At 69.1% G+C, this 14653-nt stretch carries 13 protein-coding genes and 1 pseudogene; 13 read left to right on the top strand and 1 reads right to left on the bottom strand.

The genetic code is table 11. The annotated features are described in order from the left end of the window. The first annotated feature begins 16 nt into the window (after window positions 1-16). The 8 genes from DID99_RS15990 to DID99_RS15955 all read left to right on the top strand — a co-directional run bounded on the left by DID99_RS15990 (window position 17) and on the right by DID99_RS15955 (window position 8815). Entirely contained in the window at window positions 17-1225 is a 1209-nt protein-coding gene (locus tag DID99_RS15990) for an ABC transporter substrate-binding protein (RefSeq protein WP_124488055.1), read from the top strand. A gap of 69 nt (window positions 1226-1294) precedes the next feature. After that, a complete protein-coding gene (locus tag DID99_RS15985; protein ID WP_124521209.1) occupies window positions 1295-2155 on the top strand; it encodes a branched-chain amino acid ABC transporter permease in 861 nt (286 codons plus the stop codon). After that, on the top strand, window positions 2152-3195 hold the full coding sequence (locus DID99_RS15980) for a branched-chain amino acid ABC transporter permease (RefSeq protein WP_124667138.1): 1044 nt from the start codon (window positions 2152-2154) through the stop codon (window positions 3193-3195). The genes DID99_RS15985 and DID99_RS15980 overlap by 4 nt, the downstream gene beginning before the upstream one ends. Further along, window positions 3192-3959 (top strand): ABC transporter ATP-binding protein, encoded by a 768-nt coding sequence (locus DID99_RS15975; RefSeq protein WP_124667137.1) that lies wholly within the window; start codon window positions 3192-3194, stop codon window positions 3957-3959. The genes DID99_RS15980 and DID99_RS15975 overlap by 4 nt, the downstream gene beginning before the upstream one ends. After that, the gene (locus DID99_RS15970; protein WP_044847066.1) at window positions 3956-4657 is read left to right on the top strand and encodes an ABC transporter ATP-binding protein; all 702 of its coding nucleotides are present in this window, start codon (window positions 3956-3958) and stop codon (window positions 4655-4657) included. The genes DID99_RS15975 and DID99_RS15970 overlap by 4 nt, the downstream gene beginning before the upstream one ends. 34 nt (window positions 4658-4691) lie before the next feature. Next, the gene (locus tag DID99_RS15965) at window positions 4692-5999 is read left to right on the top strand and encodes a Zn-dependent hydrolase (protein WP_124667136.1); all 1308 of its coding nucleotides are present in this window, start codon (window positions 4692-4694) and stop codon (window positions 5997-5999) included. Further along, a complete protein-coding gene (locus DID99_RS15960; RefSeq protein ID WP_124667135.1) occupies window positions 5996-7498 on the top strand; it encodes a M81 family metallopeptidase in 1503 nt (500 codons plus the stop codon). Before DID99_RS15965 ends, DID99_RS15960 begins: the two co-directional genes overlap by 4 nt. A 120-nt stretch (window positions 7499-7618) precedes the next feature. Continuing rightward, window positions 7619-8815 (top strand): YncE family protein, encoded by a 1197-nt coding sequence (locus DID99_RS15955; RefSeq protein ID WP_124667134.1) that lies wholly within the window; start codon window positions 7619-7621, stop codon window positions 8813-8815. Between the two features lie 146 nt (window positions 8816-8961). Here the strand turns inward: DID99_RS15955 and DID99_RS37290 are convergent, their stop codons facing one another. Beyond that, complete coding sequence (locus tag DID99_RS37290) at window positions 8962-9441, bottom strand: hypothetical protein (protein ID WP_185733784.1); 480 nt, start codon at window positions 9439-9441, stop codon at window positions 8962-8964. 52 nt (window positions 9442-9493) lie between these two features. Here DID99_RS37290 and DID99_RS15945 point away from each other — a divergent pair, with 52 nt between their 5' ends. The 5 genes and pseudogenes from DID99_RS15945 (at window position 9494) to DID99_RS15920 (ending at window position 14557) form a co-directional block, all read left to right on the top strand. Further along, window positions 9494-9925 (top strand): hypothetical protein, encoded by a 432-nt coding sequence (locus DID99_RS15945; RefSeq protein WP_124667133.1) that lies wholly within the window; start codon window positions 9494-9496, stop codon window positions 9923-9925. A gap of 107 nt (window positions 9926-10032) precedes the next feature. After that, complete coding sequence (locus tag DID99_RS15940; protein WP_124667132.1) at window positions 10033-10845, top strand: alpha/beta fold hydrolase; 813 nt, start codon at window positions 10033-10035, stop codon at window positions 10843-10845. 183 nt (window positions 10846-11028) lie between these two features. Then, a pseudogene (gene ampC, locus DID99_RS15935) lies at window positions 11029-12198 on the top strand (class C beta-lactamase). 248 nt (window positions 12199-12446) lie between these two features. Continuing rightward, complete coding sequence (locus tag DID99_RS15930; protein ID WP_124667131.1) at window positions 12447-13358, top strand: NAD-dependent epimerase/dehydratase family protein; 912 nt, start codon at window positions 12447-12449, stop codon at window positions 13356-13358. Between the two features lie 296 nt (window positions 13359-13654). Then, window positions 13655-14557 (top strand): LysR substrate-binding domain-containing protein, encoded by a 903-nt coding sequence (locus tag DID99_RS15920; protein ID WP_124521185.1) that lies wholly within the window; start codon window positions 13655-13657, stop codon window positions 14555-14557. The last annotated feature ends 96 nt before the right edge of the window (window positions 14558-14653 follow it).

Below are 14653 nucleotides of genomic sequence, written 5' to 3'. Positions count from 1 at the left end.
TATCAGGAGCGTCAACTTGAATCGCCGAGAACTGTTGAAACTGGCCGCGCTGTCGGCCGTGCCGGGTGCGCTCGGCAGCATGTCGTCCCGTGCCGCATTCGCGCAGGGTTCGACCATCCAGCTTGCCTGCCCGGTGCCGATGTCGGGGCCGTTCGCCGCCAATGGCAAGTACGCCGATCTCGGCATGCAGCTCGCCGTCAGGCAATACGGCAAGGTGCTCGGTGCGCCGCTCGCGTATACGGCACTCGACACCGAGGGCAAGCCCGCGACCGCCGTGCGGCGCGTGCAGGAGATCGCGCAGCAGAAGGGGGCCCGCTTTTTCGCGGGCGGCATCCTGTCGTCCGAATCGCTGGCGATGGGCAAGGAAGTCCAGAAGGCAGGCGGCGTGTTCATCACGACGGCGGGCGCGGACGAACTGACCGGCAAGGACTGCAACGATGCGACGTTCCGCTGGTCGGTGCCGACCTTCGGCGCGATCGAGCAGACGGTGCGGCCGTTGCTCCAGATGCTGCCGAAAGCGAAGCGCTGGTACACGATCACGCCGCAATACGTGTTCGGCGAGGGCCTGCTGTCCGCCGCGAAGGCGATCTTCAAGGAGAAAGGCATCGAGCATGTCGGCAACAGCTACCACTCGCTCGCCGAGAAGGAGTTCAGCGGCTACCTGACGAACGCGGCGGCCGCGCAACCCGACGTGCTGCTGATCCTGAACTTCGGCTCGCAATCGTCGGACACGCTGCGCCAGGCCGTCAGCTTCGGGATGAAGCGCAACTGCACGATCCTGCTTGCGTGGGCGTCGGGCCTCGAGCAGTTCGAGGCGCTCGGCCCCGACATCTGCGACGGCGTGTATTTCGGCGCGCAGTACTGGCACGGCATCGATTCGCCGCTGAATCGCGACTTCGTGAAGCGGGCGAACGCCGCGTTCAAGGCGAACCCGAACTACAGCCTCGCGGGTTCGTACATCTGCTCGAAGATCCTGCTCGACGCGATGGTGAAGGCCGGCAGCGCCGATCCGAAGAAGGTCGTCGCGGCGATGGAAGGCATGAAGTACGACGGTCTCACGGGCCCGGAGGAAATCCGCAAGGGCGACCACCAGGTGCTGAAGAACTACTACCTGCTGAAGGGCAAGCCGAAGAGCCGGATGAAGAACGCGGACGACTACGCGGATATCGTCAGCTCCGGTCAATCGTTCCTGTCCGTCGACAAGACGGGGTGCAAGCTCGCGTAACGCGATGCGCGCGTTCGCGGCCGTCGCGCGCCGCGGACGTCCGTTTCACTCCTTTCCGGTACGGAAGCCATGAACGTCTATCTGCTGCAGATCGTCAACGGCATCGGCGTGGGCATGCTGTATTTCCTGCTCGCCGTCGGCCTGTCGATCGTGTTCGGCCTGCTGCGCTTCGTGAACTTCGCTCACGGCGCGTTCTATCTGCTCGGTGCGTACCTGTGCTACCAGGCGCTGCAATGGTCGGCCAACTTCTGGGTTGCGCTCGCGGTCGTGCCGCTCGTCGTCGGCGCGTTCGCGTGGATCGTCGAGAAGCTCGTGCTGCGTCACGTGTATGCGCAACAGCATGAATTCCACATCCTCGCGACCGTCGGGCTCGCGCTCGTGCTGCAGGAGTGCGCGATCCTCGCGTGGGGCCCGCTCGGCGACAACGTGCCGCCGCCCGACGCGCTGAACGGCGTCGTGATCTGGGGCGGCTTCGTCTACCCGAAATACCGGCTGTTCGTGATCGCGTTCACGGCCGTGCTTGCCGGACTGCTGTGGTGGGTGCTCGAAGGCACGCGGCTCGGCAGTACGGTGCGCGCGGGCAGCGAATCGACGGAGATGGTGTCGCTGCTCGGTATCAACGTGACGCGCGTGTTCAGCCTCGTATTCGCGCTCGGCGCGGCCACCGCCGCGCTCGCCGGCGTGCTCGCGGCACCGATCCGCGGCGTCGATCCGTTCATGGGCATCGAGGCGCTCGGCGTCGCGTTCGTGGTGGTCGTCGTCGGCGGGATGGGGAATTTTCTCGGGGCGCTCGTCGGCGGGCTGCTGGTCGGCATCGTGCAGAGCCTGATGAGCACGCTGTGGCCGGAAGGCGCGCGCTTGATGATCTACGTCGCGATGGCGGCCGTGCTGCTGCTGCGTCCGAACGGATTGCTGGGGAGGGCTGCATGATCGAATCGTCGAAACCGCTGCCGCCCGCGGCGGCAGCCTCGCCGCGCGCGCGGCCGTGGCACGGCGCGCTGCGGCGGCCGGAGGGCTGGCTCGCGGTGGCCGTCGCGTGCGTGCTGCCGCTGGCGCTGAGCTCGGGATCGCTCGCGACCGAAGTGCTGGTGTTCGCGCTCGCCGCGCTCGGTTGCAATCTGCTGCTCGGCTATACGGGGCTGCTGTCGTTCGGGCAGGGCATCTTCTTCGGGCTCGGCAGTTACGCGGCGGGGCTGGTCCTGACGCACGGCGTCCGGTCGGTGACGGCTGCGCTCGTCGCGGCCGCCGTGCTCGGCGCCGTCGCGGCCGCGCTCGTCGGCTGGTTCTCGATCCGGCAGCGCGGCACTTACTTCGTTATGCTGACGCTCGCGTTCGGGCAGCTGTTCTACTTCCTCGCGTATACGACGCCGGATGTGACGGGCGGCGACAACGGGCTGCTCGACATCCCACGCCCCGCGCTCGCCGCATTCGGGCATCCGCTCGTCCCGCTCGATTCGCCGTGGCGCTACTACGGCTTCGTCGCGGTGCTGTTCGTCGCGGTGTTCTGGCTGCTGCTGCGCGTATCGCGCTCGGTGTTCGGCCGCACGCTGCTCGCGATTCGCGACAACGAGGCACGCGCGGCGGCGGCCGGCTACGACGTGCAGCGCTTCAAGCTCGCGGCGTTCGTGATCTCGGGCGCGGTCACGGGCCTCGCGGGGGCGCTGCACGCGCTGATGACGGGCATCGCGCCGCTGTCGAACATCGACTATCACACGAGCGAGATGATCCTCGTGATGACGGTGATCGGCGGCACGGGCAACCTGTTCGCGTCGGTGCTCGGCGCGGCATTCTACGTGCTGTTCGCGGATTGGCTGTCGACGCTGTGGCCGCGCTGGCTGCTGCTGCTCGGCCTCGTGCTGATCGCGGTCAGCCTGTTCATGCAGCGCGGGTTGTGGGGACTCGGCGAACGCGTCGCGGCATCGCTGCGGCGCGTCGATCGCACTGAGGCTACGGCCAGGGAGCGGCAATGAGCGAAGCGATTCTCGAAGCGCGCGGCATCGTCAAGCGCTACGGCAAGTTCACGGCGCTGGGCGGCGTCGATCTGCGGATCATGCCGCGCACCGTGCATTCGGTGATCGGCCCGAACGGTGCCGGCAAGACGACGCTGTTCCATACGCTGACCGGCACGCTGCCGATCACGTCGGGCTCGATCCTGTTCGATGGTCACGACGTGTCGCGCGAACCCGATCACAAGCGCGTGCGGCGCGGCATCGCACGCTCGTTCCAGGTGACGAGCCTGTTTCCGAACCTGAGCGTGCGCGAGAACTTGCGCGTCGCCGCGCAGGGCGTGGAATCGCGGCGCGCGCTGAATCCGTGGACGCCGCCGCGCGGCGCACTCGCGCATGACGGCGTCGTCGACGAGGTGCTCGAGCGGCTCGGCCTGCAGCGCTTCGCCGACACGGCGGCGGGCGTGCTGTCGCACGGCCAGCAGCGCCGGCTCGAGGTCGGGATGGCGCTGGCGGCGCGGCCGCGCGCCATCTTCCTCGACGAGCCGACGTCGGGCATGGGCATCGACGACCTCGACGACATGAAGGCGCTGATCCGCGGCCTGCGCGACGACTACACGGTCGTGCTGATCGAACACAACATGGGAATCGTGATGGACATCTCGGACACGATCACGGTGATGCAGCAGGGGCGCGTGCTGGTCGAAGGCAAGCCCGATGCGATTCGCGGCGACGCGCGCGTACGCAGCGCGTATCTCGGCAACATGATCACCGGAGGCCGCGCATGATGCTCGACGTGAAGGAGGTTCACGCCTGCTACGGCAAGAGCCACGTGCTGCAGGGCATTTCGCTGAACGTGAACGAAGGCGAGACGGTGACGCTGCTCGGCCGCAACGGCGCGGGCAAATCGACCACGCTCAAGGCGATCGCGGGTGTCGTCGCGCCGACCGGCGGGACGGTGACGTTCGCCGGCCGGCCGGTGTCCGGGCAGCCCGCGCACCGGATCGCCGCATGCGGCCTGTGCTTCGTGCCCGAGCATCGCGGCATCTTCCGGCTGCTGTCGGTCGAGGAAAACCTGCGGCTCGGCGCACGCCGCGATTCGCCGTGGCAACTCGACGATATCTACCGGATCTTCCCGCGCCTGAAGGAGCGCCGCCGCAACGGCGGCGCGCAGTTGTCGGGCGGCGAGCAGCAGATGCTCGCGATCGGCCGCGCGCTGATGAACCACCCGCGGCTCCTGATGCTCGACGAGCCGGTCGAAGGGCTCGCGCCGGTGATCGTCGAGGAGATCGTCGCGCAATTGAAGCAGATCAAGGCGGCCGGCGTCGCGATCCTGCTCGTCGAACAGAACCTCGAAGTGTGCACGCAGCTTGCGGACCGCCACTTCGTGATCGAACAGGGCGTGATCGTCTACGAAGGCAGCAACGCGGCGTTCGCGGCCGATCACGAGGTGAAGGACCGTTACCTGGGTGTCGGCGTCGCGTAAGCGCCGGGCCCGTTCATTGCGAGGAATTCCATCGATGCAAGTTCTGGATTCGACACAGGGCGCCACGGCGTCCGGCCTGCGCGTCGACGGCGCGCGGCTGTGGGACAGCCTGATGCGTCTCGCGCGAATCGGCGCGACCGACAAGGGAGGCGTGTGCCGCCTCGCGCTCACCGAACTCGATCGCGAGGCGCGCGACCTGTTCGTCGCGTGGGCGAAGGAAATCGGCTGCACGGTACGCATCGATGCGATCGGCAACATCTTCGCGCGACGTGCGGGCGAACGCGACGACCTGCCGCCCGTGACGACGGGCAGCCATATCGACACGCAGCCTACCGGCGGCAAGTTCGATGGCAACTACGGCGTGCTCGCCGGCCTCGAAGTGCTGCGCACGCTCGACGACGCGGGCGTGCGCACGCGTGCGCCGCTCGAGGTCGCCGTGTGGACCAACGAGGAAGGCTCGCGCTTCGTGCCCGTGATGATGGGCTCCGGCGTGTTCGCGGGTGCGTTCACGCTCGACCACGCACTCGCGCAACGCGATCGCGACGGCACATCGGTGGGCGATGCGCTGGCCGCGATCGGCTATGCGGGCGACGCGAACGGTGTGCATCCGGTCGGCGCGTATTTCGAGGCGCATATCGAGCAGGGGCCGGTGCTGGAGGCGCACGACACGACGATCGGCGTGGTCGAGGGCGCGCTCGGGCAGCGCTGGTACGACGTGACCGTACACGGGATGGAGGCGCATGCGGGACCCACGCCGATGGAACTGCGGCGCGACGCGCTGCTGGTCGCGGCCGATCTCGTGCGCGCGGTGAACGGCATCGCGCGTGCGCACCCGCCGCACGGGCGCGGCACGGTCGGCTGGGTCGACGTCCATCCGAATTCGCGCAACGTGATTCCGGGCCGCGTGACGCTGACCGTCGACTTGCGCGCGGCCGACGATGCGACGCTGGCGGCGATGGATGCGGAACTGCGCACGGCCTGCGCCGATCTGGGGGCGGTGGCCGACATGCGGATCGACGTCGAGCAGGTCGTGTATTTCGCTCCCCAGCCGTTCGACGCGGCACTCGTCGAGCGGGTGCGCGCGGGCGCAAGTGCGCTCGGGCTGTCGTCGATGAACGTGATCAGCGGCGCGGGTCACGACGCGGTGTATCTCGCACGCGTCGCGCCCACCGCGATGATCTTCGTGCCGTGCAAGGACGGGATCAGCCACAACGAAATCGAGGACGCCGATCCCGCCCACCTCGAAGCGGGCTGCAACGTGCTGCTGCATGCGATGCTCGGCGCGGCGGGCGTGGCGGGCGTGGCGGGCGTGGCGGGCGTGGCGGAGGGCGCCACGCGATGAAGATCCTGATCGCCCGGATGAACCACGAAACCAATACGTTCTCGCCGGTACCGACGCCGCTCGCCGCGTTCGGCCGCAACGGCCCCGACTGGGGTGACGACGCGTATCGCGCGAACCACGGGATGCGCACCGCGATGGCCGCGTTCATCGATGCGGCGGCCCGCGCAGGCGCGGAGATCGTCACGCCGGTGTCGGCGGCCGCGAACCCGAGCGGGCCGGTCGCGGCCGATGCGTACGCAACGATCTGCGACGCGATCGTCGCGGCCGCGCCCGGCTGCGACGCGGTGATGCTCGACCTGCACGGCGCGATGGTCGCCGAGCAGAGCGCGGACGGCGAGGGCGACCTGCTCGCGCGCGTGCGCGCCGCGCTGCCCGATGCGCCGATCGCGGTCGCGCTCGACCTGCACGCGAACGTCACGCAGAAGATGATCGACCATGCGGACGTGATCGTCAGTTTCAAGACCTATCCGCACGTCGACATGTACGAGACGGGCGAGCACGCGGCGCGTGTGCTGCTCGACCGGCTGCACGGCCGCGCTCGGCCCGTGCTCGCGTGGCGGCAGCCGCCGCTGATGACGTCGACGCTGCGCAGCGCGAGCGCCGAAGGCGCGATGCGGCGCGCGGTGGAGGCCGCGCGCGCGGCCGAAGCCGACGGGATGCTGGCGGTATCGGTGCTGCCCGGCTTCTCGCTCGCGGACATTCCCGCGCCGTGCATCAGCATCGTCGTGGTCGCCGATGGCGACCACGCGGCGGCCGACGCGGTGGCCGAGCGCATCGCCCGGCAGATCTGGGACGCACGCGACGCGTTCGTCTACCGCAGCGCGCCGCTCGCGGAATCGGTCGCGCAGGCCGCGGCGCTGGCGCGCGGTGCTGACCGTCCGGTGCTGATGCTCGATCACGGCGACAACTGCATGTCGGGCGGCCCGTGCGACACGATGGACCTGCTGGAGGAAGCGCTCGCGCAGGGGCTCGACGGGATCGTCAGCGGGCCGCTGTGCGACCCGGATGCAGTCGCGGCGCTGATCGACGCGGGCGTCGGCGCGACCGTGACCGTGCCGGTCGGCAACCGGATGCCGTCGCACGGCGGCGCGCGGCGCGCGCCGTTTCGGGCGACGGGCATCGTGCGCGCGATCACCGACGGCGAATACGTGATTACCGGGCCGACGTATACGGGCCAGCGCGCATACATGGGCCGCGCGGCGGTGCTCGATATCGGCGACGCGACGCTGGTCGTCACCGAGCGCACGCAGGAGCCGTGGGATCTCGGCGTGTTCGAGAGCGTCGGCATCGATCCGCGCCGGGCGCGATTCCTGCTGCTGAAGTCGCGGATGTACTGCCGGCCGGTATTCGTGCCGATCGCGGCCGCGCTCGTCGAGTGCGACAGCCGCGGCGTGACCGGTTCGGACTACGGCCTGTTCCGCTACGAGCGGCTCGCGCGACCCGTGTATCCGCTCGACGACGTCGATCGGTGGGACAGCGCGGACGTGCGCACGACCTGAGCGGCGGGCGCGAGACGCCGGTTTCGCGCGCTTTCGTGCATCATGCGGTGGCATCGACCCGTCGAGCAGCAGGGTCGTGCCAGTCCTTGCGTCCGCAACCGATCCGGAGAACCGACCGCCATGCATTCAAATCGCTTTCGCCTTCGTCGCGCCCGCCTGCTCGCCGCGCTGACGCTCGCTACCACCGCCGGCACCGCCGTCACCGCGCACGCGGCCGACTGGATCGTGTCCGGCAACGACGGCAAGTATCAGCGCGTCGAAGGGCGCGACACCTATCTCGCGTCGCCGCCCGCCGACACGCTGACGCTGCTCGACGCGAGCGTGTTTCCGCCGAAGGTCGCGCTGCAGGTCGACGTCGAGAACGGCGTCCAGGGCCCGCCGCAGGCCGTCGCGATCGCACCCGACGCGAAGCTCGCGCTGGTCGGCGCGCCGACGCGCTACGACCAGACCGCGAAACAGCTCGTGTTCGACACGTTTGTGCAGGTCGTGAACCTCGATGCGTCGCCGCCGGCGATCACGCGCATCGAACTCGGCACGCACCCGCAGGGGATTGCGATCGACCGGTCGGGCCGGCTCGCGCTGGCGGCGAACCTCGACGGCAGCGTGTCGATCCTGCGGATCGACGGAACGCAGGTGACGCTCGACGGCAACCTGAAGATCGGCAAGAAGCGGCTCGCCGGGATCAGTTTCACGCACGACGGCAAGCATGCGCTCGTGTCGCTGCGCGACGAGCAGGGCATCGCGGTGCTGAACGTCGACGACGGCAAGGTGGCCGACAGCGGCACGCGGCTGAGCACGGGCGTCGCGCCCTACACGATCGACGTGTCGAGCGACAATCGCTGGGCCGTCGTCAGCAACGTCGGGCTCGCGGGGCTGCCGGGCTATACGGGCACGCTCGCGGGCGATGCCGATTCGGTCGCGCTGATCGACGTGTCGCGCACGCCGTTCCGCACGGTCCAGTTCCTGACGGTGCCGTCGCTGCCGGAAGGCGTCGCGATCTCGCCGGACGGAAAGTGGATAGCCGTGCAGGCGATGGACGGCTCGAACCTGACGCCCGACAACCCGGGTCGCCACAAGCTCGGCAAGGTGGTGCTGTTCGAGATCCGCAACGGCCGTGCGGTGCAGACGAGTGAAGTGCCGGGCGGCGAAGCCGCGCAGGGCATCGTGTTTACCGCCGACAGCCGGCACGTGATCGTGCAGTTCAACGTCGAGCGGCAGCTCGCGCTGTATGCGGTGGACGGCGGCAAGCTGCGCGATACGGGCAAGCGCATCGCGCTGACGGGCGGGCCGTCGTCGTTGCGGACGTTGCCGCGGTGATGGGTTGAAGCGTTCGACGGGCCGGCCGACGCGTGCGTCGCGCCGGTCCGGGATGCCGGCATCTTGCGCTGCGCCGTAGCCCGCCGGTCGGCGTTTTTCAGTGCGGCGGCGAAGCGCGTCCGCCGCTGCCGTGCGCGCCGCCGTCGTTACGGACGCAGCAGGTCGAATCCGCCGAACACGACCACGCCGCTGAGCGCAATCATCGCGACCGAATGCTGGCCGAAATAGAGAATCGCGGCCGCGAGCCACGTGGTCAGGCAGAAGGCGCCGATGCGGGCCATCGTGAATTCCTCGAAATGCGTGATGAAGGGGGGCGTGCCGAAGTCGGCGCGTCGCATGTCGATGCGGGCGCGGGGCTCGCGTTGCGACGGCGCCGGACGGCATCGCGTATCGGGCCCGACCGGGCGGGCACCGACGCGGGGTAGCCCGCGAGGCCTTGCCGGAAGCAGCCGGTGTGCTGCGGCAGCAGGCCAGCCGGCGATTTTACCAGCGTCGACGGCCGGCCAATCTGGCCCCTTCGCGACGATCGGCGGTACGCGCACGGCGCGGGCATCTCGGGGCATCTCAGGGCAGCTGGAAAGGCGGGGCTCAAGTTTCATCCGATGAATACCGTAAACCGGTTGCAAGGTATCCCCTGTTCAACCGACCCGAGTCGCACACTCACTACGGACCGACACGATGCAGATCGACCCTTCTTCCGCCGCGCAGACCTCGCCCGCCACCGGCGACGCGACCGCCAACCAGTCCGGCACCGGTGCCGCGTCGACGGCGACGTCCGCCGCGTCGTCGCCGGCGGGTGGTGCCGCGCAGTCGGACGGTGCAGGGCAGACGCCAGGCGCGTCGGGATCCTCGGCCGAGGATCCCGCGGTCAAGCAGTTGAAGCAACTCATCGAGCGCCTGCAGAAACAGCTTGCGCAACTGCAGCAGCAGATGGCGGCGGCCGCGCAGCGCGCGAAGCAGGATCCGGCCGCGGCACTCGAGCAGCAGACGCTGGGCGCGGAAGCCAGCACGATCTCCGCCGCGCTGTCGACGGCGATCGCGCAGCTTGCGCAGGCGATCCAGAAGTCGGGCGGCTCGACGTCCGGCGCGCTGGTGTCGACGCAGGCCTGAAGGCACGGCGCCGCGCCGTCGCGCACCGCAGCGCGCGGACGCGTCGCGGCACGCCGTCCCGCGCATTACAATCGCACGCTCGTTTCCCTCGCAAGGACGGCAGAACGATGAACGCGGAATTCGCCGACGACGACCTCGTCCGCTTCGACGCGCAAGGCGGCGCGCCGCTGCCGGCGGCCGGCGCCGAAGGATGGCTGGACCACGACGGCGCGCGCATCTGGCACGCGTCGTTCGGCCACGGCCCGCCGGTCGTGCTGCTGCACGGCGGCCTCGGCCACGGCGGCAACTGGGGCAACCAGGTGCCGGCGCTGCTCGCGGCCGGCTACCGCGCGATCGTGATCGACAGCCGCGGCCACGGCCGCAGCACGCGTGACGATCGCCCCTATTCCTACGAACGCATGGCCTCCGACGTGCTGGCGGTGCTCGATGCGCTGCGCATCGGGCGCGCACGCTTCGTCGGCTGGAGCGATGGCGCGTGCGTGTCGCTCGTGCTGGCCGCCCGCGCGCCGGCGCGTGCGGCGGGCGTGTTCTTCTTCGCGTGCAACATGGATCCGGGCGGCACGAAGGAGATGATGCCGAGCCCGCTGATCGACCGCTGCTTCGCGCGGCACCGCAAGGACTACGTGCGGCTGTCCGCGACGCCGGACCGTTTCGACGCGTTCGTTGCCGCCGTCAGCGAAATGATGCGCACGCAACCGGATTACAGCGCGGCCGACCTCGCGGCGATCGCCGTGCCGGTCGCGATCGTGCAGGGCGAGCACGACGAGTTCATCCGCCCCGACCATGCGGCGTATCTCGCGCGCACGATTCCGGACGCAACGCTGACGATCCTGCCGGGCGTGAGCCACTTCGCGCCGCTGCAGCGGCCGGCGCGCTTCAATGCCGCGATGCTGGCGTTTCTCGACCGCTTGCCGGACTGACGCGCGGGACCGGTTCACGCGCCGCATAAGATTTTCTTTAGGCTCGCGCAACATATCGTCGATTGTCGGTTGGCGGCCGGCAGCGGATAGTCCTGCTTCGACGGGACGGCTGGCGCGGCGTCCGCGCGGCGCGGCCGAATCCGTTGTTCATGCAACCATCTGAAAATCGAAGGAACCGCACCCATGCGATTCAACGCGATCCGCATCGCCGCGACCCTGTTCGTCGCCGCATGCGCCGCCACCACGACCGGCCGCGCGGCCGCCGCCACGCTGGACGAGATTCACGACACCGTAACCCGCCACGTCGCACCGCTGATGAAGCAGTTCGCCATTCCCGGCATGGCGATCGGCATCGTCGCCGACGGCAAGCCTTATGTGTTCGACTACGGCGTGATGTCGACGCAAACCGGCTAGCCGGTGACCGGCGACACGCTGTTCGAGATCGGCTCCGTCAGCAAGACGCTGACCGCGACGCTCGCATCCGACGCGCAGGAGGGCGGCGAGCTGTCGCTCACGGATCCGGCCGGCAAGTATCTGCCCGCGCTGCGGGGCAAGCCGTTCGGCCGCGTGACGCTGCTCGAGCTCGGCACGCACACGCCCGGCGGGATGCCGCTGCAGGTGCCCGACAGCATCCGCGACGACGCGGGCCTGATGCGCTATCTCGACGCGTGGCGCCCCGCGTACGCGCCGGGCACGCGCCGCACCTATTCGAACGTCGCGATCGGGATGCTCGGGCAGCTCACCGCGAAGGCGATGAATCGCGACTTCGCGGGGCTGATGGAACAGCGGCTGTTTCCCGCGCTCGGGATGACGCACACGTACATCAACGTGCCTGCCGCGCGGCAGGCCGACTATGCGCAGGGTTATACGCAGGACGGCAAGCCGATCCGGATGACGGGCGGCATGCTGTGGCAGTCGGCGTACGGCGTCAGGACGACGGCGGCCGACCTGTTGCGCTTCGTGCAGGCGAACATGGGGCTCGTCGAAACGGCGCCGCGGCTGCAGCGTGCGCTCGAACGCACGCACACCGGCTATTTCCGCGCGGGGCCGTTCACGCAGGACCTGATCTGGGAACAGTATCCGTATCCGGTCGCATTGCCGACGCTGCTCGCGGGGAATGCGCCGCCGATGCTCCACGACGCGACGCCCGCGACCGAACTCAAGCCGCCGCTCGCACCGCGCCCGGACGCGTGGATCAACAAGACGGGGTCGACCAACGGCTTCAGTACCTATGTCGCGTTCGTGCCCGCGAAGCGGCTCGCGATCGTGATGCTCGCGAATCGCAGCTTTCCGATCGAGGATCGTGTGAAGACTGCGTACCGGATCGTCGAGTCGCTGGGCGGCAAGCCGTAGCCTGGAGGATCCGGCACTGACGCGGCGCCGCCGCCGATCTTCCCGCCCGGATCAAAACTCTTTTCGCGATCCGCCTCTTTCGCCGCCCGCGCGCGGCATCGATACTGACGCTACAGGCCGCGTTGCGCAGGTTCGACGCGCCGCACGGCCGGCATCGACGGCCCGCGCCCATCCGACACCGGTGCGCGCGGGCCGACTCATTTCCGCGAGGCGCGGGCAGTTTCGCGGCCTCGCCATCGGAGCGGTGGATGAAGGGCATCAAGGTATTCGTGACGGGCGCGGCCGGCTACATCGGCGGCTCGGTGGCCGCACGGCTGGTATCGGCAGGGCATGTCGTCACCGGGCTGGCGCGCAACGGCGAGAAGGCCGCGACACTCGCGGCAGCCGGCATCTTGCCGGTCATCGGCACGCTCGACGACACGGCGCTGCTGCATGCGTTCGCGAGCGACGCGGACTGCGTGATCAACGCGGCGAGCAGCGACCACCGCGCATCGGTCGAGACGATCGTCGCGGCGCTGAGCGGCTCGGGCAAGACGTTCCTGCATACCAGCGGCACCAGCGTGATCGCGGACGACGCACAGGGCGCGCACGGCGACGCGCCGGTGTTCGACGAAGCGACGCCGGTCGTCGCGCCGGCCAAGCCCGAGCGCCGTGCGATCGATCAGCTCGTGATGTCGGCGGCGACGCTCGGCATCCGCTCGGCGGTGATCTGCAACAGCATGATCTACGGCGACGGGCTCGGCATCCGGCGCGACAGCGCGCAGCTTCCGCTGCTTGCGGCGATCGCGCGCGAGGCCGGCGCGGTCCGCGTGATCGGCAAGGGGTTGAACCGCTGGTCGAACGTGCATGTCGAGGACGTCGCCGATCTCTACGTGCGCGCGATGCGGCACGCGGCGCCGGGCGCGCTGTATTTCGCGGAGAACGGCGAAACGTCGTTCGCGGACATCGGCGCGGCGCTCGCCGCGCGTCTCGGTTTGCCGTCGGTCGTCGAGTGGGACATCGCCGAGGCCGAGCAGGTGCTCGGCCACTCGCGCGCGCATTTCTCGCTGGCGTCGAACAGCCGCGTGAAAGCAGTGCGCGCGCGGCAGGAACTCGGCTGGGCGCCGCAGCATGGCGCGATGCAGGACTGGATCCGCCACGACATGCCGATCGCGGCCTGACGCCGCAGAATTGCTTCGCAGCACGCAGCACGCAGCACGCAGCACGCAGCACGCAGCACGCAGCACGCAGCACGCAACACGCAACACGCAACACGCAACACGCAACACGCAACACGCAACACGCAACACGCGCCCTCCCGGGCGCGTGCGCCCCCGGCCCGCGATCGCATTGCTCGGGCAATATTGGCCGCGCATTCTTGAATCTGAATCAACTATGATTCGCGCCGGCTCCCGCTTATCAAACGGGCGCTGCGGCACTATCGTGACGATTCTGAAACCGTCACCGATTCCCGACCATGAAGACCACCCTCGACGAGATGCTCGCATTCGTGACCATCGCCGATACCGGCTCGTTGACGGGGGCGGCGGACAAGCTCCACCAGCCGACGTCGGTGATGAGCCGGATCCTGCGGCGTCTCGAGGAAAAGCTCGACACGACGCTGATCCGCCGCACGACGCGCCGGCTCGAAGTGACGGAAGAGGGCACGCTGTTCCTCGAATACGCGCGCGAGATCATCGCGTCGGTCGAATTCGCCGAGGAACAGCTCGCCAGCCAGCGCGAGAAGCCGGCCGGGCGGTTGCGCATCAACGCGGCGATGCCGTTCATGCAGCACGTGATCGCGCCGATGATGCCGGGCTTTCGCGAAGCGTTTCCGGCGATCGCGGCCGAACTGCATACCAGCGACGAAATCATCGACTTGCTCGAACAGCGCGCCGACGTCGCGATCCGGATCGGCGAGCTGCGCGATTCGACGCTGCACGCGCGCAAGCTCGGCAGCAGCCGGCTGCGCATTCTCGCGAGCCCCGCGTACCTGGAGAAGGCCGGCGTGCCGACGCGCGTGGCCGATCTCGCGGACCATACGCTGCTCGGCTTCGTGCAGCCCGAAACGCTGAACCACTGGCCGCTGCGCACCGCGGACGGCGACGTATACCGGATCCATCCCGCGCTGCAGGCGTCGAGCGGCGAGACGCTGCTGACGCTCGCGCTTAACGGCGCGGGCATCGTGTGCCTCGCCGACTACATGACGGGCACCCATCGCCGCGACGGCAGCCTCGTCGAAGTGCTGGTCGACGACACGACCGAATTCCGCCAGCCGATTCACGCGGTCTACTATCGCAACGCTACGCTGTCGTCGCGCATCGTCAGTTTTCTGGACTACTTGAGCGCACAGCTGAAGGAAGGCGGCGATATCGACTGAAGGGGCGCGCAAACCGCCGCTCGTCTCGTGCGAAGGGCGACGTGTTCGATCGATATCGGGCACGTCGCCCTTTTTTCATGGCGACCGACGCGACCA

It is taken from the genome of Burkholderia sp. Bp8986, from assembly GCF_003854225.1.
Taxonomy (GTDB): domain Bacteria; phylum Pseudomonadota; class Gammaproteobacteria; order Burkholderiales; family Burkholderiaceae; genus Burkholderia.
This window is presented reverse-complemented; position numbering and strand designations above follow the sequence as displayed.

Excerpts from the sequence above, each read along its gene's own strand:
- DID99_RS15975 (WP_124667137.1), top strand. The coding sequence starts at position 3,192 with ATGAGCGAAGCGATTCTCGAAGCGCGCGGCATCGTCAAGCGCTACGGC.
- DID99_RS15930 (WP_124667131.1), top strand. The coding sequence starts at position 12,447 with ATGAAGGGCATCAAGGTATTCGTGACGGGCGCGGCCGGCTACATCGGC.
- DID99_RS15980 (WP_124667138.1), top strand. The coding sequence starts at position 2,152 with ATGATCGAATCGTCGAAACCGCTGCCGCCCGCGGCGGCAGCCTCGCCG.
- DID99_RS15960 (WP_124667135.1), top strand. The coding sequence starts at position 5,996 with ATGAAGATCCTGATCGCCCGGATGAACCACGAAACCAATACGTTCTCG.
- DID99_RS15985 (WP_124521209.1), top strand. The coding sequence starts at position 1,295 with ATGAACGTCTATCTGCTGCAGATCGTCAACGGCATCGGCGTGGGCATG.
- DID99_RS15955 (WP_124667134.1), top strand. The coding sequence starts at position 7,619 with ATGCATTCAAATCGCTTTCGCCTTCGTCGCGCCCGCCTGCTCGCCGCG.
- DID99_RS15940 (WP_124667132.1), top strand. The coding sequence starts at position 10,033 with ATGAACGCGGAATTCGCCGACGACGACCTCGTCCGCTTCGACGCGCAA.
- DID99_RS15920 (WP_124521185.1), top strand. The coding sequence starts at position 13,655 with ATGAAGACCACCCTCGACGAGATGCTCGCATTCGTGACCATCGCCGAT.
- DID99_RS15965 (WP_124667136.1), top strand. The coding sequence starts at position 4,692 with ATGCAAGTTCTGGATTCGACACAGGGCGCCACGGCGTCCGGCCTGCGC.
- DID99_RS15945 (WP_124667133.1), top strand. The coding sequence starts at position 9,494 with ATGCAGATCGACCCTTCTTCCGCCGCGCAGACCTCGCCCGCCACCGGC.
- DID99_RS15970 (WP_044847066.1), top strand. The coding sequence starts at position 3,956 with ATGATGCTCGACGTGAAGGAGGTTCACGCCTGCTACGGCAAGAGCCAC.